Source organism: Caballeronia zhejiangensis, from assembly GCF_000698575.1.
GTDB classification, from domain to species: domain Bacteria; phylum Pseudomonadota; class Gammaproteobacteria; order Burkholderiales; family Burkholderiaceae; genus Caballeronia; species Caballeronia zhejiangensis.
The window spans coordinates 1-23,368 of sequence record NZ_JFHD01000062.1 but is presented as its reverse complement, the minus strand read 5'-3'; the positions used below and the strand labels follow the sequence as shown (position 1 = coordinate 23,368).

26 protein-coding genes are annotated in these 23,368 nt (G+C 64.2%); 12 read left to right on the top strand and 14 right to left on the bottom strand.

The window, feature by feature from the left end:
* Nucleotides 1-478 precede the first annotated feature (478 nt).
* The 6 genes from BG60_RS34695 to BG60_RS34670 all read right to left on the bottom strand — a co-directional run bounded on the left by BG60_RS34695 (nucleotide 479) and on the right by BG60_RS34670 (nucleotide 6,419).
* Complete coding sequence (locus BG60_RS34695) at nucleotides 479-1,480, bottom strand: asparaginase (RefSeq protein WP_277621806.1); 1,002 nt, start codon at nucleotides 1,478-1,480, stop codon at nucleotides 479-481.
* 21 nt (nucleotides 1,481-1,501) lie between these two features.
* Nucleotides 1,502-2,428 (bottom strand): CysB family HTH-type transcriptional regulator, encoded by a 927-nt coding sequence (locus tag BG60_RS34690; protein ID WP_008349894.1) that lies wholly within the window; start codon nucleotides 2,426-2,428, stop codon nucleotides 1,502-1,504.
* 25 nt (nucleotides 2,429-2,453) lie between these two features.
* A complete protein-coding gene (locus BG60_RS34685) occupies nucleotides 2,454-3,512 on the bottom strand; it encodes a sulfate/molybdate ABC transporter ATP-binding protein (protein WP_008349896.1) in 1,059 nt (352 codons plus the stop codon).
* A 16-nt stretch (nucleotides 3,513-3,528) separates the two neighbouring features.
* Entirely contained in the window at nucleotides 3,529-4,425 is an 897-nt protein-coding gene (cysW, locus tag BG60_RS34680) for a sulfate ABC transporter permease subunit CysW (RefSeq protein WP_008349898.1), read from the bottom strand.
* On the bottom strand, nucleotides 4,422-5,306 hold the full coding sequence (gene cysT, locus BG60_RS34675; RefSeq protein ID WP_008349900.1) for a sulfate ABC transporter permease subunit CysT: 885 nt from the start codon (nucleotides 5,304-5,306) through the stop codon (nucleotides 4,422-4,424). The genes cysW and cysT overlap by 4 nt, the downstream gene beginning before the upstream one ends.
* A gap of 90 nt (nucleotides 5,307-5,396) precedes the next feature.
* A complete protein-coding gene (locus BG60_RS34670; RefSeq protein WP_008349902.1) occupies nucleotides 5,397-6,419 on the bottom strand; it encodes a sulfate ABC transporter substrate-binding protein in 1,023 nt (340 codons plus the stop codon).
* 258 nt (nucleotides 6,420-6,677) lie between these two features.
* Here BG60_RS34670 and lexA point away from each other — a divergent pair, with 258 nt between their 5' ends.
* From lexA to BG60_RS34655, 3 genes are all read left to right on the top strand, one after another.
* Complete coding sequence (gene lexA / locus BG60_RS34665; protein ID WP_008349903.1) at nucleotides 6,678-7,355, top strand: transcriptional repressor LexA; 678 nt, start codon at nucleotides 6,678-6,680, stop codon at nucleotides 7,353-7,355.
* A gap of 197 nt (nucleotides 7,356-7,552) precedes the next feature.
* Nucleotides 7,553-7,879 carry a hypothetical protein gene (locus BG60_RS34660; protein WP_008349906.1) on the top strand — a complete coding sequence of 109 codons (327 nt, stop codon included), beginning with the start codon at nucleotides 7,553-7,555 and terminating at the stop codon, nucleotides 7,877-7,879.
* Nucleotides 7,880-7,978: 99 nt separating this feature from the next.
* Nucleotides 7,979-8,578: a DUF2939 domain-containing protein gene (locus tag BG60_RS34655; protein ID WP_008349909.1), complete on the top strand. Its 600-nt coding sequence runs from the start codon at nucleotides 7,979-7,981 to the stop codon at nucleotides 8,576-8,578.
* Nucleotides 8,579-8,613: 35 nt separating this feature from the next.
* On the opposite strand, the gene BG60_RS34650 is transcribed toward BG60_RS34655, so the two are convergent.
* Nucleotides 8,614-9,123 carry a universal stress protein gene (locus BG60_RS34650; protein ID WP_033535751.1) on the bottom strand — a complete coding sequence of 170 codons (510 nt, stop codon included), beginning with the start codon at nucleotides 9,121-9,123 and terminating at the stop codon, nucleotides 8,614-8,616.
* A 313-nt stretch (nucleotides 9,124-9,436) separates the two neighbouring features.
* Between BG60_RS34650 and nodI the strand changes: the two genes are divergently transcribed.
* Together nodI and BG60_RS34640 are read left to right on the top strand one after the other, a co-directional pair.
* Complete coding sequence (gene nodI / locus BG60_RS34645; RefSeq protein WP_008349912.1) at nucleotides 9,437-10,399, top strand: nodulation factor ABC transporter ATP-binding protein NodI; 963 nt, start codon at nucleotides 9,437-9,439, stop codon at nucleotides 10,397-10,399.
* A gap of 4 nt (nucleotides 10,400-10,403) precedes the next feature.
* Nucleotides 10,404-11,249, top strand: coding sequence for an ABC transporter permease (locus BG60_RS34640; protein ID WP_008349914.1), 846 nt, complete (start codon nucleotides 10,404-10,406; stop codon nucleotides 11,247-11,249).
* Between the two features lie 61 nt (nucleotides 11,250-11,310).
* On the opposite strand, the gene gnd is transcribed toward BG60_RS34640, so the two are convergent.
* The 3 genes from gnd to BG60_RS34625 all read right to left on the bottom strand — a co-directional run bounded on the left by gnd (nucleotide 11,311) and on the right by BG60_RS34625 (nucleotide 15,732).
* Nucleotides 11,311-12,291: a phosphogluconate dehydrogenase (NAD(+)-dependent, decarboxylating) gene (gnd, locus tag BG60_RS34635; RefSeq protein ID WP_008349916.1), complete on the bottom strand. Its 981-nt coding sequence runs from the start codon at nucleotides 12,289-12,291 to the stop codon at nucleotides 11,311-11,313.
* A 5-nt stretch (nucleotides 12,292-12,296) separates the two neighbouring features.
* A complete protein-coding gene (gene tkt, locus BG60_RS34630; RefSeq protein WP_008349918.1) occupies nucleotides 12,297-14,390 on the bottom strand; it encodes a transketolase in 2,094 nt (697 codons plus the stop codon).
* 289 nt (nucleotides 14,391-14,679) lie between these two features.
* Nucleotides 14,680-15,732 (bottom strand): NADP(H)-dependent aldo-keto reductase, encoded by a 1,053-nt coding sequence (locus BG60_RS34625; RefSeq protein ID WP_034474411.1) that lies wholly within the window; start codon nucleotides 15,730-15,732, stop codon nucleotides 14,680-14,682.
* A gap of 176 nt (nucleotides 15,733-15,908) precedes the next feature.
* On the opposite strand from BG60_RS34625, the gene BG60_RS34620 reads away from it, so the two are divergent.
* The 5 genes from BG60_RS34620 to BG60_RS34600 all read left to right on the top strand — a co-directional run bounded on the left by BG60_RS34620 (nucleotide 15,909) and on the right by BG60_RS34600 (nucleotide 18,974).
* A complete protein-coding gene (locus BG60_RS34620; RefSeq protein WP_008349921.1) occupies nucleotides 15,909-17,333 on the top strand; it encodes an MFS transporter in 1,425 nt (474 codons plus the stop codon).
* Between the two features lie 54 nt (nucleotides 17,334-17,387).
* Entirely contained in the window at nucleotides 17,388-17,585 is a 198-nt protein-coding gene (locus tag BG60_RS34615; RefSeq protein ID WP_008349923.1) for a hypothetical protein, read from the top strand.
* 176 nt (nucleotides 17,586-17,761) lie between these two features.
* Nucleotides 17,762-18,151, top strand: a complete 390-nt coding sequence (locus BG60_RS34610; RefSeq protein ID WP_033535749.1) for a hypothetical protein — start codon at nucleotides 17,762-17,764, stop codon at nucleotides 18,149-18,151.
* A gap of 4 nt (nucleotides 18,152-18,155) precedes the next feature.
* On the top strand, nucleotides 18,156-18,494 hold the full coding sequence (locus BG60_RS34605; protein ID WP_008349927.1) for a hypothetical protein: 339 nt from the start codon (nucleotides 18,156-18,158) through the stop codon (nucleotides 18,492-18,494).
* An 18-nt stretch (nucleotides 18,495-18,512) separates the two neighbouring features.
* The gene (locus BG60_RS34600; protein ID WP_034474406.1) at nucleotides 18,513-18,974 is read left to right on the top strand and encodes a lytic transglycosylase domain-containing protein; all 462 of its coding nucleotides are present in this window, start codon (nucleotides 18,513-18,515) and stop codon (nucleotides 18,972-18,974) included.
* A 21-nt stretch (nucleotides 18,975-18,995) separates the two neighbouring features.
* Here the strand turns inward: BG60_RS34600 and BG60_RS34595 are convergent, their stop codons facing one another.
* On the bottom strand, nucleotides 18,996-19,733 hold the full coding sequence (locus tag BG60_RS34595; protein ID WP_008349931.1) for an SDR family oxidoreductase: 738 nt from the start codon (nucleotides 19,731-19,733) through the stop codon (nucleotides 18,996-18,998).
* A 200-nt stretch (nucleotides 19,734-19,933) separates the two neighbouring features.
* Between BG60_RS34595 and BG60_RS34590 the strand changes: the two genes are divergently transcribed.
* On the top strand, nucleotides 19,934-20,959 hold the full coding sequence (locus BG60_RS34590) for a methyltransferase (protein ID WP_008349933.1): 1,026 nt from the start codon (nucleotides 19,934-19,936) through the stop codon (nucleotides 20,957-20,959).
* A gap of 25 nt (nucleotides 20,960-20,984) precedes the next feature.
* Here BG60_RS34590 and BG60_RS34585 read toward each other — a convergent pair whose 3' ends face one another.
* The 3 genes from BG60_RS34585 to BG60_RS34575 all read right to left on the bottom strand — a co-directional run bounded on the left by BG60_RS34585 (nucleotide 20,985) and on the right by BG60_RS34575 (nucleotide 22,038).
* A complete protein-coding gene (locus BG60_RS34585; RefSeq protein WP_008349934.1) occupies nucleotides 20,985-21,188 on the bottom strand; it encodes a hypothetical protein in 204 nt (67 codons plus the stop codon).
* Nucleotides 21,189-21,299: 111 nt separating this feature from the next.
* Complete coding sequence (locus BG60_RS34580; protein ID WP_008349935.1) at nucleotides 21,300-21,695, bottom strand: DUF5594 family protein; 396 nt, start codon at nucleotides 21,693-21,695, stop codon at nucleotides 21,300-21,302.
* 40 nt (nucleotides 21,696-21,735) lie between these two features.
* Entirely contained in the window at nucleotides 21,736-22,038 is a 303-nt protein-coding gene (locus tag BG60_RS34575) for a hypothetical protein (protein WP_008349936.1), read from the bottom strand.
* A 180-nt stretch (nucleotides 22,039-22,218) separates the two neighbouring features.
* Here BG60_RS34575 and dusA point away from each other — a divergent pair, with 180 nt between their 5' ends.
* The gene (dusA, locus tag BG60_RS34570; RefSeq protein WP_008349937.1) at nucleotides 22,219-23,223 is read left to right on the top strand and encodes a tRNA dihydrouridine(20/20a) synthase DusA; all 1,005 of its coding nucleotides are present in this window, start codon (nucleotides 22,219-22,221) and stop codon (nucleotides 23,221-23,223) included.
* The last annotated feature ends 145 nt before the right edge of the window (nucleotides 23,224-23,368 follow it).

Sequence of the window (23,368 nt, the reverse complement as noted above, 5' to 3'; positions counted from 1 at the left end):
CTGAACCATCGCACCGCACACCAAACCGGTTCAGCACCAAATAGCTCCAGCCCGCTTCGCGGCCGACCGGTCAATCGGGAATGCGCGTGCTTCGCTACTAACGTCTTCATCTCGCCGCCTTTGCCGTACGTCGGTTTCCCTTGCATACCCGGCGGCAGCGCGTAGCGCTGTGCCGAAGCCATTTCGTGCTGAACCAGCGCCCTCGAACTTATTGGGCGGCAGACCGTGCGCGAGCCAAGCCCGATTAGGTGTTTGAGGGCACTCTTTAGGCAGCCCACGATGGACGAGAGGACTACCCAAATTGCGTGTGACCGCGGGCGTATCAGGAGCTGCTTTCTTTGCTTACTTTCTTTGCAGCAGCAAAGAAAGTGAGTGCCGCCCCGCACAGGGGCAACGCTAATAGACCGACACGAATACAGGATTCCACGACCGACCGCCCGACCAACCGGCGGCCCGCCCGCCCAACACCCCAAACACCTCAATAAACATCAAAAACGCGCTGCACGTCCTGCACATTCGAAGCCACTGCAAGCATAAGCAGCACCCGCGCCTTATAAGGATTCAGCGTCCCCGCGCTGACCGTCCCGAGCGCATCATCGTTAGCGGCGCCGTTGCGCATCACATGTCCCGAACCCACGCGCGAAGCGCGCACCACGGCAACGCCCTGCTTCACCGCATCAGCGAGCGCCTGCGTGAGCACCGCATGCATCGAGCCGTTGCCCGTGCCCGCGACGACGATACCCCTCACGCCCGCAGCAACAAGCGCATCGACCGTCACACGAGACACATCCGCGTAGCTCGCGACGATCTCGACCATCGGCCATCGATCGGCGACAGCGAACTCGCTCGCGACGGTATGCGCCCGCACGACCGTGCGCTGAAACTCGACGCGTCCGTCCTGCACGAACCCGAGCAAACCGGTCTCGGGCGAGCGAAACGCATCGACGGCATAAGTGCTCGTCTTGGTGACATCGCGCGCGCTGTGAATCTGATTGTTGAAAGCGACGAGCACGCCCTTGCCCGCGGCATCCTTCGACGCCGCGACCGTCACCGCATTGAGCAAATTCAACGGACCATCGGCGGAAAGCGCGGTCGATGGGCGCATCGCCGCCGTCAGCACGACGGGCTTCGCGCTCTTCACCGTGAGATGCAGCAGATACGCGGTTTCTTCGAGCGTATCGGTGCCGTGCGTGACGACGACGCCATCGATATCGTCCTGGGCAAGCAGCTCATCGATACGCCGCGCGAGTTGCGTCCACAGCGCGGCGCTCATGTCCTTGCTGTCGATGCTCGCGATCTGTTCCGCGTGGATTCGCGCAACCGAGCCGAGCGCGTGCACGGCGTCGAGCAGCTTATCGACGCCGACGACGCCCGCCTTGTAGCCCGCGGTCTTGGAGGAATCGCCGGCCTGACCGGCAATCGTGCCGCCCGTGGCAAGCACGGCGACACGAGGAAGCGAGGAAGTATTCATGCCGGCGATTGTAAAACAGCCGGCACGACTCTAAGCGGCTTCGCGAAGCTGCGCGGCGATCTGCGCTTCATCGAGTTGCGGCGCGAACATTTCGATCAGCCGATACGCATACGCGCGCAAGAACGCGCCCTTTCGCAAGCCGACACGCGTCGTGCTCGCCTCGAACAGATGCTGCGTATCGAGCGCGACGAGCTCGGTGTCGCGCTTCGCGTCATACGCCATCGCCGCGACGATGCCGATGCCCATGCCCAGTTCGACATACGTCTTGATGACGTCGGCATCGATTGCGGTCAGCACGATATCGGGCATCGCGCCCGCGCTCGCGAACGCCTGATCGACGTGCGAACGCCCGGTGAAATCGTTGTCGTACGTGACGATCGGATATTCGGCGATCTGCTCGAGCGTGATGTTCTCGCGCCCGACGAGCGGATGATCCTTCGGCACAACGACCGTGTGATGCCACGAATAGCAGGCAAACGTGACGATGTCCGGATAACGGTCGAGCGCTTCGGTCGAGATGCCGATATCCGCTTCGCCGTTGATGATCATCTGCGCGATCTGCTGCGGGCTGCCCTGACGCAGCGCGAGATGCACCTTCGGAAACACCTCGGTGAACTGGCGGATGACCTTCGGCAACGCGTAACGCGCCTGCGTGTGCGTCGTCGCGACGACGAGATGGCCGTTGTCCTGATCCGCGAACTGGCGCGCGACGCGCCGTAGATTCTCGGCATCGAGCAGCATGCGCTCGATCAGCTGATGCACTTCCTTGCCCGGCTCGGTCAGTCCCGTCAGACGCTTGCCGCGGCGGATGAAGATATCGACGCCGAGTTCGTCCTCGAGATCCTTGATCTGCTTCGACACGCCCGACTGCGACGTGTAAAGGACGTTGGCGACCTCCGTCAGATTCATGTTCTGACGCACGGCCTCGCGCACGAAGCGCAACTGCTGGAAGTTCATGTCAGCCTCTTTGATTTTTATGATGTCACTGCGCGGGAAACACTCGCAACGCGCGTGGAACGGCGGTCACGCCATCGCCGATATCGAGCCTGAGCGCGCGCCACGCCTCGCGATCCAGTTCTGCCTCGATCACGCCGCCCGCGTTGCCTTCGAGCTCGACGCGCACCGAGCCGCCCAGCGTCACGACGCGCCGCACGCCCACCACGATGCCGTCGCGATGCGTGCCGTCGGCGGGATACAGCGCGAGATCATGCGGACGCACGTACGCGAGCGCCCGCCCGCTGAAATGCGCCTGAGCCGCGATCGGGCTCGCGGCGCCATCGGCGATGAAGCCGTTCGCATTCACTTCGCCCTGCAGCCGGTTCGCGGCGCCGAGAAACTCGTAGACGAAGGACGTCTGCGGATGATCGTACACGTCTTGCGGACTGCCCACCTGCTCCACGCGGCCATGATTCATCACGACGATGCGATCCGCCACTTCGAGCGCCTCTTCCTGGTCGTGCGTGACGAAGAGCGTCGAGATATGCAGATCGTCGTGCAGCCGGCGCAGCCAGCTGCGCAGTTCCTTGCGCACTTTGGCGTCGAGCGCGCCGAACGGCTCGTCGAGCAGCAGCACTTTCGGCTCGACGGCAAGCGCCCGCGCCAGCGCAATACGCTGCCGCTGTCCGCCTGACAGTTCCGACGGAAAACGCTCCGCGAGCCAGTCGAGTTGCACGAGCTTCAGCAGCTCATGCACTTTCTCGCGAATTTTCGCTTCGCTCGGACGCTCGCGGCGCGGCTTCACGCGCAAGCCGAACGCGACGTTCTCGAACACGGTCATGTGCCGGAACAGCGCGTAATGCTGGAACACGAAGCCGACCTGACGCTCGCGCGCGCCGACCGCCGCGACGTCTTCGCCGTGCAGCACGACCTGTCCCGCATCGGCGAATTCGAGACCCGCGATCACGCGCAAGAGCGTGGTCTTGCCGCAGCCCGAAGGCCCGAGCAGCGCGACCAGTTCGCCCGCCGGAAAGTCGAGCGACACGTTGTCGAGCGCGGTGAAATCGCCGAAGCGTTTTTGCAGATTGCGAACGATGATGCTCATGATGTTTATCGGCCTCTCAATTCTGTGCGGTGGCTTTTGCGGCGGTCAATGCTTGCGTCATGCGGCGCTCCGCGAGAAGTTTCAGCGCGAGCGTCACGAGCGCGAGCAGCGCCAGCAGCGACGCCACCGCGAACGCAGCCGAGAAGTTGTATTCGTTGTAGAGAATTTCGACGTGCAGCGGCATCGTGTCCGTCTGCCCGCGGATGTGCCCGGACACCACCGACACCGCGCCGAACTCGCCCATCGCGCGCGCGTTGCAGAGAATCACGCCGTAGAGCAGGCCCCACTTCACATTGGGCAGCGTCACGCGCCGGAAGATCTGCCATCCCGAGGCGCCGAGCACGTGCGCCGCTTCCTCTTCGTCGTTGCCTTGCGCCTGCATCAGCGGAATCAGTTCGCGCGCGACGAACGGAAACGTGACGAAGATCGTCGCGAGCACGATGCCCGGCACCGCGAAGATGATCTGCACGTCGTGCGCGGCGAGCCACGGGCCGAACCATCCTTGCGCGCCGAACATCAGCACATAGACGAGACCCGAGATGACCGGCGACACCGAGAACGGCAAGTCGATGAGCGTCGTCAGGAGCGCCTTGCCGCGAAACTCGAACTTCGCGATCGCCCACGACGCCGCCAGTCCGAAGACGACATTCAGCGGCACGGCGATCGCGGCGGTGATCAGCGTGAGCTTGATCGCGGACCACGCGTCGGGATCCTTCAGCGACTCGAAGTAATAGTCGATGCCCTTGGCGAACGCCTGCACGAACACCGCGACGAGCGGCACGACGAGAAAGAACGCGAGAAACGCGAGTGCGATACCGGTCAGGAGCCATCGCACGGCGCGCGGCTCGGTGACGGGATTGAGGCCGTGCGCGTCGCGCCGTGTCGTCGTCTGCAACGGAAGCACCTTGCTCATGCCGTTTCTCCCGCTGCCAGGGAGACGTTGACCGGCGCCGCGCCCGTCTTGCTCGTGCGGCGCTGCAGCCACCATTGCAGCGTGTTGATCAACAGAAGCATGAGGAACGACACGCACAGCATCACGACGGCGAGCGCGGTCGCGCCGGCATAGTCGTACTGTTCGAGTTTCGTGATGATGAGCAGCGACGTGATCTCCGACTTCATCGGCACGTTGCCCGCGATGAAAATCACCGAGCCGTATTCGCCCAACGCGCGCGCGAACGCGAGTGCGAAGCCCGTCAGCAGCGCCGGAAAGAGCGACGGCAGCACGACGCGCCGGAACGTGAGCCAGCGCGTCGCGCCGAGGCACGCGGCGGCTTCTTCCTGCTCGCGCTCGAAGTCTTCGAGCACGGGCTGCACGGTACGCACGACGAACGGCAGGCCGATGAACGTCAGCGCGACGAGCACGCCGAGCGGCGTGAACGCGACCTTGATGCCGAGCGGCGCGAGATATTGCCCGATCCAGCCATTGCCCGCGTAGACCGCGGCGAGCGAAATGCCGGCGACCGACGTCGGCAGCGCGAACGGCAGATCGACCATCGCATCGACGATGCGCTTGAACGGGAACGTGTAGCGCACGAGCACCCACGCGACGAGAAAACCGAACACCGCGTTGATGAGCGCGCCGCCGAGCGCCGCGCCGAACGTCAGCCGATACGATGCGAGCACGCGCGGCGACGTCACCGCGCGCACGAACTGCGCCCAGTCGAGCGTCGCCGTCTTAGCGAAGGTGGCGGCAAGCGGAATCAGCACCACGAGGCTCAGATAAGCCACCGTGATGCCGAGTGTCAGGCCGAAACCGGGTAGCGCGCTCGGTTTCCTGAATGTGAGAGTCGTCATCCTTGAATCATCCATTTTGCGCGCGGGGTGGGCGCGCGTTGCTGCTTCTGGCGCGCGGCGTCTTGAACGCGCCGCGTCGCCGGTTGACGCTTATTGCGGCTGATAGATCGAATCGAACACGCCGCCATCCGCGAAATGCGTCTTCTGCGCCTTGGTCCAGCCGCCGAAGGTGTCGTCGATGGTATAGAGCTTCAGCTTCGGAAACTGCTTCGTCAGATCGGCGGGCACCTTGTCCGAACGCGGCCGATAGAAATTGCGCGCGGCGATCTGCTGCCCTTCGTCGCTATACAGATACTTGAGATACGCTTCGGCGAGCTTGCGCGTGCCGTGTTTGTCGACGACCTTGTCGACCACCGCGACCGGCGGCTCCGCCAGAATGCTCACGGACGGCACGACGATCTCGAACTTGTCCGGACCGAATTCCTTCAGGGACAGGAACGCCTCGTTTTCCCACGCGATGAGCACGTCGCCCTGACCGCGCTGCACGAAGCTCGTCGTCGCGCCGCGCGCGCCGGAATCCAGCACGCCGGCGTTCTTGTAGAGCTTCGTCACGAACTCCTTGGCGGTCTGCTCGTTGCCGCCCGGCTTGTGCTGCGCGTACGCCCACGCCGCGAGGTAGTTCCAGCGCGCGCCGCCCGATGTCTTCGGATTCGGCGTGACGATCGACACGCCCGGCTTCGTCAGATCGTCCCAGTCCTTGATGTGCTTCGGATTGCCCTTGCGCACGAGAAACACGATCGTCGACGTGTACGGCGATGCGTTGTCCGGCAGGCGCTTCTGCCAGTCCGCGCCGACGAGTCCCTTGCCCGCGAGCGCGTCGATGTCATAAGCGAGCGCGAGCGTAACGACGTCCGCCTGCAGTCCGTCGATGACCGCGCGCGCCTGGCCGCCCGAGCCGCCATGCGACTGCTTGAAGGTTACGGTCTCGCCCGTCTCCGCCTTCCATTTTTTCGCGAAAGCCTGATTGAAGTCCTGATACAGCTCGCGGGTCGGGTCGTAGGAAACGTTCAGAAACGACGTATCCGCCTGCGCCGGCGCCGTCACGATCAAACCCGCCGCGCCAAGCGTCGCCGCAGCAAGAAGCCGTCGCAATCCCGTGTTGATGCTTTGCATTCCCCGTTCTCCGTCTTATCGAATTGACGGAATCAGTCTAACGAGGCCTCTATATGATTGAAAATAATCGTTATTCACTTTTTTATACGTAAAACTGCTAAGAACGATATTCCTGGATGGAAGAAGCGCCGGCGGGCGCGATCCGACGGTGCGGAGGCTTCGTGGCCGCGAACTTAAAGTAAAGCTTGAAAAGCGCCAAATACTGTATAAAAATACAGTCACCTGTCCATTCATACAGTGCATCAGGGGCTCGAGCCAGTGACCAAAACATCAAAACTTACCGCGCGGCAGCAGCAGGTGTTCGAACTCATCCAGCGCGCGATCGACCGCACGGGCTTTCCGCCCACGCGCGCCGAGATCGCGGCGGAGCTCGGCTTCAGTTCGGCCAATTCCGCCGAGGAGCACCTCAGGGCGCTGGCCCGCAAGGGCGTCATCGAGCTGGCGGCGGGTTCGTCGCGCGGCATCCGGCTGCTCGGCGATGCATCTCGCATCGATCGGTCCGAGGAGCTGCCGCATCAGTTCACGCTGCCGCATCAGAGCATCATGCAATTGTCTCTGCCGCTCGTCGGCCGGGTCGCGGCGGGGAGTCCTATCCTCGCGCAAGAGCACATCTCGCAGCACTATGCGTGCGACCCCGCGCTCTTCTCCAGCAAGCCGGACTATCTGTTGAAGGTGCGCGGCCTCTCGATGCGCGACGCAGGCATTCTCGACGGCGATCTTCTCGCCGTGCAAAAGCGCAACGAAGCGAAAGACGGACAGATCGTCGTCGCGCGTCTTGGCGACGACGTCACGGTCAAGCGCTGGAAACGGCGCGCGGACGGCGTCGAACTCATCGCCGAAAACCCCGAGTATGAAAACATCTTCGTGCGCGCCGGCAGCGGCGATTTCGCGCTTGAAGGCATTGCCGTCGGGCTGATCCGCTCCGGCGAGTTCTGACGTTGGCCCGCGAACGGGCAAGGCACGAAAGTCGAAGCACATTACTTTCGCACCGAGACACGAAATGTCTCATTGACATCGCAAGATAGCCTCACCAACCGCTTTCGACACCTGATTCAGGCGTCTCACAACACAACAAGCATGACGGCCACCGCGCGCGGTGCGCCGCGGTGCGTCCTATCGTCTGGAGAGTCATCATGGAACGTTTTGCCCGTCTGCTGCCCTTCCGTCAATTCGGCCGCCTGCGCCATCTGCGCACGCTGATCGCCTGCGGCATGCCGCGCGCCGAAGCCACGCCCGATCTCTTCAACGAAATGCCCGCGTTGCCGTCCCGTCAGCCGGCCTTCGCTCGCGTTTCCCTCAACAGCACGGTGCACGCCGAGGCCGAGCAGCGCGCGCCAGTGCGCGTGTATCGCGGGCAATCGCGCGTGATTCTGGTGGGCAAGATCGACGAGGTTTCGCGCATGATCGACCGCTGCATCGCCGAGGAAAATGCCGGGCTGGCCGGCGGAATCCTCGCCTGAATGGAACGCCATCGCACGCACGACGTGAATTCACGGGATTTAACCGACGCCCGCGCGGTCAATCCGTGATTCACGTTTTGCAAGAGGCTTGGCCCAAGCATGTCCCGCACTACCCGTTCTATTGTCGTTACGCTCGTCGTCCTGGTTATCGTCGCGGCGCTCGGTTTCGTTTACGCATCGCCTTACATCGCACTCGATCGCGTGAAGCGCGCGGCCGATGCCCGCGATGCGCAAACCGTCAACGAATACGTCGATTTTCCGGCGCTGCGCGCGAGCCTCAAGGACCAGATCGCGGCGCTGCTCACGCGTCGCGTGGATATTCAAAAGAGCGGGAATCCGCTTGCGATCATCGGTGCGATGATCGGCGCGGCGCTCGTCGGTCCGCTGGTGGATTCGTATGCCACACCGGACGGCGTCGCGGCGATTCTGAACGGCATCCCGCCGCGCGGCGATCCGGGCGAGCGTCCGCCGCAAGCTGGCGACGGCGCACCAGCGAATGCGGGGAATGCGCCCGCGTCCGGCGTCACGGCCGCACGGCAGCCGCCGAAAGAGCCACCTCAGACGACGGCGGGTTATCGAAGCCTGAACACGTTCGTCGTCACGTATCAACACGGCGCCGGCGATGCGCGATACTCCGCGATCTTCCACCGCAACGGGCTCGTGTCGTGGAAGCTCGTCGCGGTCGATCTCAACGGTTGACGCGTCAAGCGTCGCGGTTCACGCTTCGCACCGCATCACGCCCCGGCTTCGGCCTTGACGGGCTTCGCCGCGTACGCCGCTTCGTCTTCCGCTTCGGCCGATTCACCGGCCTGACAGACGGCAACCAGGATGCTGCACTTCACGCGATCCAGCAGCGGCGTGTTGCCCGCGCCCATCCACCAGCGCGCGAGGCCGCTGCGGCAGCGATGCCCGACGACGACGAGATCGACCTGAAGGCTGTCGGCGAGCGCCGCGATTTCGTCGATCGGATGGCCGAACGCGAAATGTCCCTGTGCCTGAAGGCCACGCTCGCGCAGCCATTCGACGCCCTCTTGCAGGATGTCGCGCGCGGCCTCTTCGAAGCGTCCGCAGGCCATGTCGGTTAGCAGTCCGGCGCTCTGCGCGATGCTCGAGCGCATATCCACCACCGCGAGCACATGCGTCTCCGCATTCAGGTCGAGCGCGAGATTGGCGCCCTGACGCAGTGCCTTGCGGCCTTCTCTGGAGCCGTCGTAGCACAGCAGGATTTTTCGGTAGCTCTCCATCTTGACCTCCCTGGCCAACGTGCCGTTGAGCGCGACTTGCCCGCGGCGTTGATTCATCATCGTGCGTCGTCCCATGGGAGACAACGCTGGAAAACGCTTACCGGCGCGAACACGCTAGCTCGCACCGTGCCAGAACCACAAAAACGTCGACGGACAAGCCTCTGGCACTTTCGGCCGGAACCGGTTCGACGCGCCCCGCACGGGTTTGACACGCGCGCGCAGCATGCGGTTGCACGCCAAGCGCCGCCTTGGTGCAATGGATTACACTAGCCCGCTGGATTTCCCTCATCCGGCTTTCCCTGCGCACAGATGCATGACTGATCAATCTTTGCAACAAAGCGCTACACGCGACGCCGATGGAAACCGCGCACCCGCCATCGAATTCAGCGAAGTAAGGAAGCACTACGGCGAGCGCACGGTCGTCGACGGCCTGTCGTTCGATGTGCGGCCCGGCGAATGCTTCGGACTGCTCGGACCGAACGGCGCGGGCAAGACGACGACGCTCAAGATGCTGCTCGGCATCACTTCGCCCGATAGCGGCGCGATCCGTCTCGTCGGCGAGCCGGTGCCCGCGCGCGCCCGATTCGCCCGCGAGCGTGTGGGCGTCGTACCGCAGTTCGACAATCTCGATCCCGATTTCACTGTCCGCGAAAATCTGACGGTGTTCGGCCGCTACTTCGGCCTGACGGGCGCGCGCATGGATGCGCTCGTGCCGTCGCTCCTGGAGTTCGCGCGGCTGGAGAGCAAGGCCGATGCGCGCGTCGGCGAGTTGTCGGGCGGCATGAAGCGGCGTCTCACGCTCGCGCGCGCGCTCGTCAACGATCCCGATGTGCTCGTGATGGACGAACCGACCACCGGGCTCGATCCGCAAGCGCGGCATCTGATCTGGGAGCGTCTGCGCTCGTTGCTTGCGCGCGGCAAGACCATCCTGCTGACGACGCATTTCATGGAAGAAGCCGAGCGTCTCTGCGATCGCCTGTGCGTGATCGAGGAGGGCCGCAAGATCGCCGAAGGACGGCCGCGCGAGCTGATCGAATCGGTGATCGGCTCGGACGTGATCGAAATCTACGGACCCGATCCGCAAGCGCTCGCCGCCGAGCTTGCGCCGCTCGTCGCGCGCATGGAAGTGAGCGGCGAGACGCTCTTTTGCTACGTCGACGATCCGCAGCCCGTGCATGCGCGCGTGAAGGGCCGCGCGGACGTGCGCTATCTGCATCGTCCGGCGAATCTCGAAGATGTTTTCCTGCGTCTCACCGGACGTGAGATGGTGGACTGAGCCAATGGATACGCTCGAACGATCCCGCATCGACAAACAGCGCAAGCCGAAGCGCGCACAAAACCTCACGCCGCTTTCCAGCGCGTTGCCCGCGAACGCCACGCACTGGATGTCCGTGTGGCGGCGCAACTATCTCGTCTGGAAGAAACTCGCGATCGCCTCGATGATCGGCAATCTCGCCGATCCGATGATCTACCTCTTCGGCCTCGGCCTCGGTCTGGGCCTGATGGTCGGGCACGTCGACGGCGTGTCGTATATCGCGTTCCTCGCGGCGGGCACGGCGGCGTCGAGCGTGATGATGTCCGCGAGCTTCGAATCGATGTACTCGGGCTTCTCGCGCATGCACGTTCAGCGCACCTGGGAAGCGATCATGCACACGCCGCTCACGCTCGGCGATATCGTGCTTGGCGAGATCGTCTGGGCCGCGAGCAAGTCGGTGCTGTCGGGCGTGGCGATCATGATCGTCGCGGGCGCGCTCGGCTATGCGAGCTTTCCGTCGATGCTGATCGCGTTGCCGGTCATCGTGCTGACAGGACTCGCGTTCGCCAGCACGGCGATGGTCGTCACCGCGCTCGCGCCGAGCTACGACTTCTTCATGTTCTATCAGACGCTCGCGCTCACGCCGATGCTCCTGCTCTCCGGCGTCTTCTTTCCCATCGCGCAACTGCCCGCGATCGCGCAACACGTCACGCAGGTCTTGCCGCTGTATCACGCTGTGGAGCTGATCCGTCCGGCGATGCTCGGCCGCCCGTTCGACGGCTTCGCGCTGCATGCGCTCGTGCTCTGCGCGTATGCGGTCGTGCCGTTCTTCCTGTGCGCGTGGCTTTTCAGGCGGCGCATGATGAAATGAAAAACGGCGATGGACTTCGAAAGCCGATCGCCGTTTTGACATCGCCGAAAAGGAAAGCGCGCTACTTCACCGGAAACTCGTGATGCCCGCCGAAGCCGAAGCGCATCGCGGACAACATGCGTTCCGGGAACGATTCGGCATCGCGCGAACGGAACCGCGTGTACAGCGCCGCCGACAGCACTTGCGCCGGCACCGCTTCCTCGATTGCCGCTTCGATCGTCCATCGTCCTTCGCCGCTGTCCGCGACTTCGGTGGAATAGCGATCGAGCGAGCCGTCGCCCGCGAGCGCGCCCGCGGTCAAATCGAGCAGCCACGACGACACCACGCTGCCGCGACGCCACACTTCCGCGATATCGGCGAGATCGAGCGAGTAACGCTCGTTCTCCGGCAGTTCCGTCGAGTCCTTGCGCTCGAGCACGTGAAAGCCTTCGGCATAGGCCTGCATCAGTCCGTATTCGATGCCGTTGTGCACCATCTTGACGAAATGCCCCGACCCGACCGGCCCGCAGTGCATGTAGCCGTTCTCGACGCGCGCATCGCGTCCTTCGCGGCCCGGCGTCGCGGGAATGTCGCCGCGTCCCGGCGCGAGCGTCGTGAGAATCGGATCGATGCGGCGCACGACCGGCTCGTCGCCGCCGATCATCATGCAGTAGCCGCGTGTCAGGCCCCACACGCCGCCCGACGTGCCGACATCGACGTAATGGATGCCCTGCTCGCGCAACTGCGCGGCGCGGCGGATATCGTCCTTGTAGAAGCTGTTGCCGCCGTCGATGATCACGTCGTCCGCGCCGAGGATCTTGTGCAGATCGTTGAGCGTGTCTTCGGTGATTTTCCCCGCCGGCAGCATCAGCCAGACGACGCGCGGCGCGGTCAGTTTCGCGACGAGATCGCCGAGATCCTTCGCGCCCGTCGCGCCTTCGCTCGCGAGCGCTTCGGTGGCCTCCGGATTGTGGTCGTACACGACGCACGTATGTCCGCCGCGCATGAGCCGCCGCCCGATGTTGCCGCCCATGCGCCCCAGTCCCACGATGCCGATCTGCATGATGGTCACTCCTTCCCGTTGGATTTCACGCGTTCGATCTGCTTCTTCGCGGCGTCGTAGACCGCTTCGGGCGTGAAGCCGAACTTCGTCTTCAGCGCCTTCAATGGCGCGGATGCGCCGAACGTGTGCATGACGATCTGCGATCCGAGGCGGCCGACGTAGCGGTCCCAACCGAGCGTCGCGGCCTGCTCGACGCACACGCGCGCATGCACGTCCGGCGGCAGCACCGATTCCTTGTACGCGAGATCCTGCTTCTCGAAGATGTCCCAAGACGGCATCGACACGACGCGCGCCGCGACGCCTTCGCTTGTCAGCTTCTCGTACGCCTCGACGCAAAGCGACACTTCGCTGCCCGTCGCGAGCAGCAGCACCTCGGGCTTCTTGCCGCCTTCGGTATCGGCGAGCACGTAGGCGCCGCGCTTCACGCCTTCGGCGGACGCGTATTTCTTGCGGTCGAACGTCGGCAGCGGCTGGCGCGTCAGCACGATGCACGACGGCTCCTTCGGATGCGTCAGCGCGACGCGCCACGCTTCTGCGACTTCGTTCGCGTCGGCGGGACGCAGCGTGCACAGGCCCGGCACGCCGCGCAGCGAGGCGAGCTGCTCGATCGGCTGATGCGTCGGACCGTCTTCGCCGACGCCGATCGAATCGTGCGTGAACACGTAGATCACCGGCACTTCCATGATCGCGGACAGGCGGATCGGCGGCTTCATGTAGTCGCTGAAAATCAGGAACGTCGATCCGTACGGACGCAAGCCCGACAGCGCGAGGCCGTTGCAGACCGCGCCCATGCCGTGCTCGCGAATGCCGAAGTGCAGATTGCGTCCGCCGTAGCTGTCGTGCTCGAAGCTGCCCGCGCCTTCGAACTTCAGATTCGTCTTCGTCGATGGCGACAGGTCTGCCGCGCCGCCGATCAGCCAAGGCACGCGCGGCGCAATCGCATTCAGCACCTTGCCGGACGAATCGCGCGTCGCGAGGCCCTTGGCGTCCGCCTCGAAGGTCGGGATGTCCGCGTCCCAGTTGTCGGGAAGCTTGCCTTCGAGCATCTGCCACGCTTCTTTCGCGAGTTCCGGATTGGCCTTCTCGTAGGCGTCGAAGCGCTGCTTCCACTCGGCGTGCAGCTTCTTGCCGCGCGCGCCCATGCCGTCGGCGAAGTGCTGCATGACGCCGTCGGGCACGTAGAACTGCTTGTCCTCCGGCCAGCCGTAGAACTTCTTCGCGAGCTTGACCTCTTCCTCCCCGAGCGCCTCGCCGTGCGCGCTCGCGGTGTTCTGCTTGTTCGGCGCGCCCCAGCCGATGATGCTTTTCACGACGATCAGCGTCGGCTTGTCGGTGTGCGACTTCGCCTTGTTGATGGCGGCTTCGAGCGCGTCCGCGTCGTTGGCGTCGTCGACGTGCAGCGTGTGCCAGTTGTAGCCGTGAAAGCGCGCTTCCACGTCGTCGCTGTAGGCGAGCTCCGTATGGCCTTCGATGGTGATGGTGTTGCTGTCGTAGATCCAGATGAGATTCGACAGCCGCAGATGCCCCGCGAGCGACGCCGCTTCGTGCGACACGCCTTCCATCATGTCGCCGTCGCCGCACAGTGCGTAGACGCGGTAATCGAAGAGCTTGTCGTCGCCCTTGTTGAAGCGGCTCTCCTTCCAGCGCGCGGCCATCGCCATGCCCACGCTGTTGCCGAGGCCCTGCCCGAGCGGTCCGGTCGTCGTCTCGACGCCCGTTGTCATGCGGTATTCCGGATGGCCCGGCGTCTTGCTGTCGAGTTGGCGGAACTGCTTGATATCGTCGATCGAGACGGCGGGCTTGCCGGTCGGCTTGCCGTCGCCGTCGAACTCCTTCACGCCGGCAAGATGCAACAGCGAGTACAGCAGCATCGACGCATGCCCGACCGACAGCACGAAGCGGTCGCGATTCGGCCATAGCGGCGCGTCGGGATCGTAACGAAGATGGTTCTGCCACAGATGGAATGCGACCGGCGCGAGCGCCATCGGCGTGCCGGGGTGGCCGGAATTGGCCTTCTGCACGGCGTCCATCGAGAGCGTGCGGATGGTGTCGATCGTGAGGCGATCGAGATCTTTGGCCTGAGGTGTTGCTTGAGACATGAGCGACGACTCCTTTGCGAAGAGCGCGCTGTGGCGAGGGGCGCCGCAGCGGGCAACCAGGACCATCGAGCAAGTGCAGTGCCTTACGAAAAGCACCGCACCGCGAATGACACGGGAGCGCGCCGCGAATCCTCGGGTGCGGGATTCGGGCGGCGTTACGGCAGAGTACGGGCCAAAAATTAGGCCGGTATTACAGAGCGATAAACGACGGGCACGCGAACGTCAATGCTGACACATTCGCGGCAAAGGCATGCAATTCTTCGCCAAATGCTTGAGCCGGCGAAGGAAATCAGGGCGCCGGATTCGGCTGACGCTCGTGCAGCGCGTCGATTCCGGCCAGGATTTCGTCCGACAGTTCGATGTTCACGCTACCGATGTTCTCCTTCAACTGCGGCATCGACGTCGCGCCGATCAGCGTGCTCGTCGTGAACGGGCGCGTGTTGACGAACGCGAGCGCGAGTTGCGTCGGCGTGAGTCCGTGGCGTTTCGCCAGTTCGACGTACGACGTGATCGCGGCGATCGCCTGCGGCTTGCTGTAGCGCTGGAAACGCTCGAACAGCGTGATGCGCGCGCCCGCCGGACGCGCCCCGCCCTCGTACTTGCCCGACAGCCAGCCGAACGCGAGCGGCGAATACGCGAGCAGCCCGACGCCTTCCTTGTGCGTGAACTCCGACAGTCCGAGCTCGTAAGTGCGATTCACGAGGCTGTACGGATTCTGAATGCTGACGATTTTCGGCAGCCCCGCCGTTTCGGCCGCGCGCAGGAATTGCGCGACACCCCACGGCGTTTCGTTCGACACGCCCACATGACGGATCTTGCCCGCCTTCACGAGATCGGCGAGCGCCGCGAGCGTTTCCTCGATCGGCACCGTGTATTCATCGTCGATATAGGGATAGCTGGATCGGCCGAACGTCATCGTGCTGCGATCGGGCCAATGCAGCTGATACAGATCGACGTAATCCGTTTGCAGGCGCTTCAGGCTGCCGTCGATGGCTTCGTTCAGATTCTTGCGATCGAACTGGTTGCCCGCGCCGCGGATATGCCGCGGATTGTGCGGCTGGCGCGCGGGCCCGGCGATTTTCGTCGCGAGGACGATATCGGCGCGCTTCGCCGGATGCTTCGCGAGCCACGTACCGATGTATTCCTCCGTGCGGCCCTGCGTCTCGGGGCGCGGCGGCACCGGATACATCTCGGCGGCGTCGATGAGATTCACGCCTTGGGCGAGCGCGTAATCGATCTGCTCGTGCGCTTCGCTTTCGGTGTTCTGCTCGCCCCAGGTCATGGTGCCGAGCCCGATCAGGCTGACGTCGATACCCGAATCGCCGAGTTTCCGAAACTTCATTGCTCATTCCTCTTGTTGACGAGTTGTTTGCGCGCTGTGGGGAACCGTAGGCGCTTTGTCGGACAGGCTGCCTGGCTGATTTTCCGGCAATCGCAAAACCTACCATAGGCGCGAAAGCTCTGCTCTCGCGGCTAGAATGGCAAGCTTCCAACCCGTCAGGCAGGAGCACGCAACCGATGCCGTTAGCACGCGATCGCGAGACAAAAGGCTCGTCGCTCATCGTCATGCTCGTCGCGGCGACCTTCTTCATGGAGAACCTCGACGGCACGATCATCGCCACCGCCTTGCCGCAGATGGCGCGCTCGTTCAACGTGCATCCCGCCGACATGAGCCTCGGCATCACGGCGTATCTGCTGACGCTCGCCGTGTTCATCCCGATTTCCGGCTGGGCCGCCGACCGCTTCGGCCTGCGCACCGTGTTCGCGAGCGCGATCGCGGTGTTCACGGCCGCGTCCGTGCTGTGCGCGACGACCTCGACCTTGCCCGCGTTCGCCGCCGCGCGCGTGTTGCAGGGCATCGGCGGCGCGATGATGGTGCCCGTCGGGCGCCTGGCCGTCTTGCGCGCGACGCCCAAGGAGGGCCTGATGCGCGCCATCGCGATCATCACGTGGCCGGGTCTCGTCGCGCCGGTGATCGGCCCGCCGCTCGGCGGCTTCATCACGACGTATTCTTCGTGGCGCTGGATCTTCTATCTCAACGTGCCCCTCGGGCTGATCGGCTTGCTGCTGACGCTGCGCTACATCGGCAACGAACGCGAGGATGCGACGCGGCGCTTCGACTTGCCGGGCTTCGCGCTGTGCGGCATCGCGTGCACGACGCTGCTCTACGCGATGGAACTGATCGGACGCAGCGACGTGGATTGGCGCTTCGTCGGCGCGCTGGTGGCGGTAGGCGTCGTCGCGGGCATCGCGTCGTGGCGGCATCTGCGGCGCGCGGCGCATCCGGTCGTGGATCTGTCGGCGCTGAAGGTGAAGACCTTTGCCGTGGCGATGGGCGGCGGCTCGCTCTTTCGGATCGCGATCAGCGCCGCGCCGTTCCTGCTGCCGCTGATGTTCCAGGTCGGCTTCGGCATGAACGCGTTCGATTCGGGCCTGCTCACGCTCGCGGTGTTCGCGGGCAATCTGTCGATGAAGCTCGTCACGACGCCCGTGATGCGTCGGTTCGGCTTCCGGCCGGTGCTGATCGTAAACGGCGTGCTCGCCGCGCTCTCGCTTGCCGCGATGAGCCTGCTGACGCCCTCGACGCCCACGTTCGTGATCGTCGCCGTGCTGTTCGCGAGCGGCCTGTCGCGTTCGCTGCAGTTCACGGCGCTCAACACGCTTTCCTTCGCCGACGTGCCGAAAGCGCAGATGAGCGGCGCGTCGGCGCTATCGAGCACGCTCTTCCAGATGACGATGGGCATCGGCGTGGCGGCCGGCGCAATCGCGCTGCGCATCGGCGAATGGATCCACGGCCACGATGCCCATTCCATCGGACCGGAGGATTTCAGCGTCGCGTTTCTGATCGTCGGGTTCGTGGGGCTCGTCGGCGTCGTCGATCTGTTCGGGCTCGCGAAGGACGCCGGCGCGCTGGTTTCCGGGCATCGCAAGCCGAAGGCGTGAAGGTTTTATGACGGAAAGGCTCAAGCCTTCGCCGCGCCTGCCGTAATCCGCGGTATGAACTCGCACACGCTCGACGCCCTCTCCGCCCTGACCGAAACGGTTGCCGTCCTCCGCCACGCGCGCGGCCTGAAGAATCCGCACGATTTCCCCGACGGCACGCCCGAGCGGCAACTCACCGCCGACGCATTCGCCGAAGATTTTCTCCGCGCCCTCGATGCCGAGCCGAGCATCGGCGCGTGGTGGCGCATCTGATCGAAGCGTCACCGCGGCAAGGTCGCGGCATCTATTACCGACGTCCGCGCGATCTGATTCCCCGAATCGGCAAATTCTGAGTCAAGTCTTCCTATTTGGCGAAACGTTTGCGCGCGGCTATCAAGTCGCGCCCGTGCGCGCCGACAACTCGCATATCGCCATGACCCAATCAGGAGATGCCAGTGAAGTGGGCAGCGTCACTTTTTGCCATCGCCGTCGCGCTCGCCGTGACCGGCTGCGCGCCGATGCCGGCCGCCAATACGGCTCAGATCGAAAAACCGGCGGCTTCCGCCGAGATCATCCGCTTCGAGATTCCCGCTGACGCGCTCGGCGCCCGCGACCCGCAACTCACGGCGATCCTCGCCAAAGCGGGCGCGCTCGCCGCCGCTCAAAAGCAGCCGACGACCATTCTCGTCACCGCGCTCGCGCAGGACTTTCCCTATCTCAATCAGGCGATCTGGAAAGGCATTCCCGCGCGACATGCGGTCAAGCTCAGTCTCGAAAACCTGACCGCCGGCGCGCGCCAGCCGTACAGCGTGTCCATCAAGCCGACGCAGGGAGGCTGACGCGATGCGCCCATTTCTCATCCTCGCGACTGCGCTGTTTTCGATGCACGCCGCCGCCGGTCCGTTCGACGTGAGCGCGCCCGCGTCCGTGCAAACGATCGCGGCGCTCGGACCTGCCGCGCAGAAGGTCTATCCGCCGCTGCCGACGCTCGCAATGCTTCCGCCTTCCAGCGGCGAAGAAGACGATGCGCCTGCCAAATCCGCGAGCAAGAAAGCGAAGAAAACGCGCCGCGTCGCCGATTGCAAATGCAACGGACCCGAGCCGCGTCTCGTGGTGTCGGACGAGTCGCGCACGTATATGAAAGACGTCGAGCGCCGCATCGACATCGCGCTCGCGCCGTAATAGAAGGAGCCACGTTCCATGTTCCGTCCGATTTGCGCGGCGCTGGCCGCCTGCGCGCTGCTCGCCGCGTCGCTCGCGCCGCGCGCCGCTCACGCCGACGATTGCTTCGAACAGGCCGGCGCCTATCAGGGCGTCAATCCGCTTGTGCTGCGCGCGGTCGCCTGGCGCGAATCGAAAGGCGACGCCGCCGCGCTCAACCGCAACGCCAACGGCTCGATCGATATCGGCCAACTGCAGATCAATTCGATCCATTTTCCCGATCTCGCGCGTCAGGGCATTCCGCATCGCGCGCTCGCCGATCCGTGCGTCAACGTCTTCGTCGCCGCCTGGCTGCTCAAGCAGAAGATGGTGAAGCACGGCAACACATGGCGCGCGATCGGCGCGTATCACTCCGAATCGCCGAAACATCGCGACGCCTACGCGCGCAGCATCCAGCAGATTCTCGTCAACTGGGGCGAGTTGCAGCCCCAGACGCGTTGAGGGTGCAACTCGGCCATCGGCTCAAAGCTGGCTCATGCCGCCGTCGATGATGATCTCCGTGCCGACGATGAAACCCGATTCCGGCGACGCCAAATGCAGCACCGTCGCCGCCACTTCGCTCGACTTGCCGAAGCGGCCGAGCGGAATTTGGCTTCGAAGCTGCGCGGCGGCTTCATCGATGAGGCCGAGCTTGTCGTGGAGCGGCGTCGAGACCGGACCGGGACTCACGACGTTCACGCGCGCGCCGCGCGGCAGCAATTCCGCCGACAGCGTCTTTGCGAGCGACACGAGCGCCGCCTTGCTCGACGCATAGACCGATGACATCGGCATGCCGATATGCGCGTTGATCGAACCGTTCAGCACGATCGACGCGCCTTCGTTCAGCAAGGGCACGAGCGACTGGATCTGAAAGTACGGTCCTTTCACGTTGATCGCGAAGGTTTCGTCCCACGCTTTTTCGTCGATGTCCGTGAACGGCCCGAAGGTGGCGACGCCCGCGTTCACGAAGATCGCATCGAGCCGGATGTTCGCATCGGTCAATGCTTGCGCCAGTTCGCGCGCAGCGCTTACCGTGCCCGCCACGTTGCGGATCGCGATGGCGTTCGCGCCGAGCGACTCGCGTGCCGTCGCGAGCGCGCTTTCATCGCGGCCGGTGATGACGACGCGCGCGCCTTCCGCAGCAAATGCCTGCGCTGCCGCGAGACCGATGCCGCTGTTGCCGCCAGTGATCAGAACTGTCTTGCCTTCGAAGCGTTTCATGACGTTCTCCTTGTGAACGTTGCAGGGTGTGAAGGCATTATGGTCGGGCGTGCGCCCTTTTCCGTTCGACGCGGCCGGCGCACTCGTTCGATATCGTCGAACGAGTTTTTTGTCTGAGTGAGGCGCCCCACAGATGCGCCTTGAAGCGAACGCGATTGCCTCCTAGAGTTACGCAGTTCGTTCCCGACAGGAGGCGCATCATGCAAGACGCGCAACGCGGCGCACAGCCCAATCCCGAGCGGCTGCTGCAAATGGGGATGGCGTTCTGGGCGTCGAAGACGCTGCTTTCGGCGGTCGAACTCGGCGTGTTCACGCAACTGGCGACCGGCCCGCGAACGGCCGACGATCTCGTGCAGGCGCTGGCACTGCATCCGCGCGGCGCGCTGGATTTCCTCGATACGCTCGTCGCGCTCAACCTGCTCTCGCGCGAGGGCGGCTTCTACGCGAACGCCGACGACGCCGATTTCTTCCTCGATCGCAACAAGCCTTCATATGTCGGCGGATTGCTGGAAATGGCGAACGCGCGCCTCTATCCGTTCTGGGGTTCGCTCACGGAGGCGCTGCGCACCGGCCTGCCGCAGAACGAATCGAAGCACGGCGGCAACGTCTTCGAGACGCTCTATAGCGACCCGGCACGTCTGCGCGGCTTTCTTCAGGCGATGAGCGGCGTCAGCATGGGCGCGGCGCACGCGATCGCGCGACAGTTCCCGTGGAGCGAGTACCGCACGTTCATCGATATCGGCGCGGCGCAGGGCGCGTTGCCGGTGCAGGTGGCGCTTGCGCATCCGCATCTGACGGGCGGCGGCTTCGATCTGCCGGTGGTGGGTCCGGTCTTCGACGCGTACGTCGCCGCGCACGGACTCCAAGACCGGCTGCGCTTTTATCCCGGCGATTTCTTCAAGGAGCCGTGCCCGTCGGCGGATGTGCTCGTGATGGGGCACATCCTGCACGACTGGGATCTGCCGCAGAAGCTCGAACTGCTCGCGAAGTGTCATGCGGCGCTGCCGGCGGGCGGCGCGTTGATCGTGTACGACGCGATCATCGACGATGAGCGCCGTCAGAATGCCTTCGGGCTTCTGATGAGCCTCAACATGCTGATCGAAACGCCCGGCGGCTTCGACTACACCGGCGCGCAATGCTGCGCGTGGATGCGGCAAGCGGGATTCGCGACGGCGCGCGTCGAACCGCTCGTCGGCGCGGAGTCGATGGTGATCGCGACGAAGTGAGCGGGCCGCGCGCCTGAACGCTTCGTCAGCGGTCGTTCGACATGCCTTTCAGGCGATCGTTGCCGGCGTCGCGGGCGGCGTCGGCGGTGGAGAAATTCTCTTCGGAAACCAGCGCGCGCTTGACCTCGCGCGCCGCGAAATCGACGAGCGTGATGACCCAGACGAAACCGCCCGCCTGCTCCGCGGTCTGCACGAATGCGCGCAGATCGCCTTCATTCGACGATGCCATACCGACCTCCTCGTTCAAGTTGATGCGCCCTGCCGGCCGCGCGAGACGCGTATCGACCGGCGATGCGATGCGTCGGCTGAACGGGCGCTAACGGGCGGCAGCCGGCCGCCTTCAGGCTTCGAAATCGAGACCGCCGAAGAGCACCGACGGTTCCGCCTGCGAGCGCGTCGCGAGATCGACCTCGCGCGCGCCCTGCCACGCATCGAGCTTCGCGCCGATGGCGTCGAGATAACGCAGGAATCGAGCCTCGCCGCCCGCGCCCATCAGCCGTTCGATCTCGTCGTCGTCCCAGGTCAGAAATACGTTCAGCGGATACGGATAAACGCGCCGATGTTCATCGCCCTGTCGCGGTGCACGTTCGGCGCTGACATGCAGACGCGTCGGCACGGCCGGGCTTTCGTAGCCGAGGATGTCGACGCGCACGCCGTGATCGACGACGCGCGTCACACGTTCCACGATGCGCGGCATGAATTCGGTTTCGAACCGGAGCGCCTGTTGCCGGTTCAACGGGCTTCTCCGCGAGCGCTCGACTGCATCAACGGCATCGTCAGACGGCGGGCAAGTCTTCGAGCGATTTCTCGATCTGACCGTCCTGCACGCGCGCTTCGATGCCGATGTGTCCGTTCGTGTAAGGCAGCGCGCTGACTTTCGGGCCGAGGAAGGCGCGGCCGCCGAGCTTGAAGAGCGTGCGGACTTCCTTGCCGCTCTTGATGGCGTCCACGACCTGCTGGACATCCACGATGGTGGTGGGCGCGGCCCAGTCGTTCGTGGCCGGATCGAAACTGCCCCAGCGCACGCTGGTCACGCGGTCGTTGACCCAGCGCACACCGTCGATCGCCAAAGTAGCCATGTCTGCCTCCGATGCCGTCGTTGGGGTGATCTCGAAATCCTAGCATTGTTGGACGAAGGCGGCTGACGTTTGCGCGGGCGAAACGGTCAGCCGGCGCGAACAAACTGCCGCGCTGCGGTAAAATCGCGGATTCCCCTTGAAATTCAAGCGGTTCGCATGAAGGTGCGGCCGCCGTCGCCCATGTCAGCCGTATCGAAGATCAGTCCCCGCCGCGTCTCCGTCGCTCCTATGATGGATTGGACCGACCGCCATTGCCGGTCCCTGCATCGGCTGGTATCGCGTCATACGTGGCTCTACACGGAGATGGTGACGACGGGCGCGCTGCTCTACGGCGATGTCGCGCGGCATCTCGCGTTCACACCCGCCGAAGCGCCCGTTGCGCTGCAGCTCGGCGGCAGCGAGCCGGCCGATCTCGCGAAAAGCGCGAAGCTCGGCGAGCAATGGGGCTACGACGAGATCAACCTGAATTGCGGCTGCCCTTCCGAGCGCGTGCAGCGCGGCGCGTTCGGCGCTTGTCTGATGAAGGAGCCGCAGCTCGTCGCGGATTGCGTGAAAGCGATGCGCGACGCGGTGTCGATTCCGGTAACGGTCAAGCATCGCATCGGCGTCGACACCGTCGAGGAATATGAGTTCGTGCGCGATTTCGTCGGCACGATCGCCGATGCCGGCTGCGAAGTGTTCATCGTGCACGCGCGCAACGCGATCCTCAAAGGCTTGAGCCCGAAGGAGAATCGCGAGATTCCGCCGCTCAAGTACGAATATGCGTATCGGTTGAAGCGCGACTTTCCGCAACTTGAGATTTCGATCAACGGCGGCATCAAGACGCTCGATGAAGTCGAGGAGCATCTCAAGCACGTCGACGGTGTGATGCTCGGGCGCGAGGCTTATCACAATCCGTACGTGCTCGCCGGCGTCGACACGCGCTTTTACGGTGCGAATACGCCGGTTCCGTCGCGCGAAGAAATCGAGGCGGGACTCATCGACTATGCACGCGGCGAACTGACGCGCGGCACGTATCTCGGCGCGGTGACGCGGCATGCGCTCGGGCTGTATCGCGGCGTGGCCGGCGCGCGCGGATGGCGTCGCGTACTGTCTGACAATCGCCGTCTCGCGAAGGGCAATCTGACGATTTTCGATGAAGCGCGGGCTCACCTACGCGAGGCGGTGGAAGCGCTCGATACATGATGCGTGGCCGTCGGAAAAAGATGCTAAAAGGGACTAGGCAAGCGCAATCATTGTTCGTATAATCTCGCTTCTTGATTGCTGCAGCGGTTTTGAAGCAGTCGAGATCGCGGTAACAGTGGTGGCTGTAGCTCAGTTGGTAGAGTCC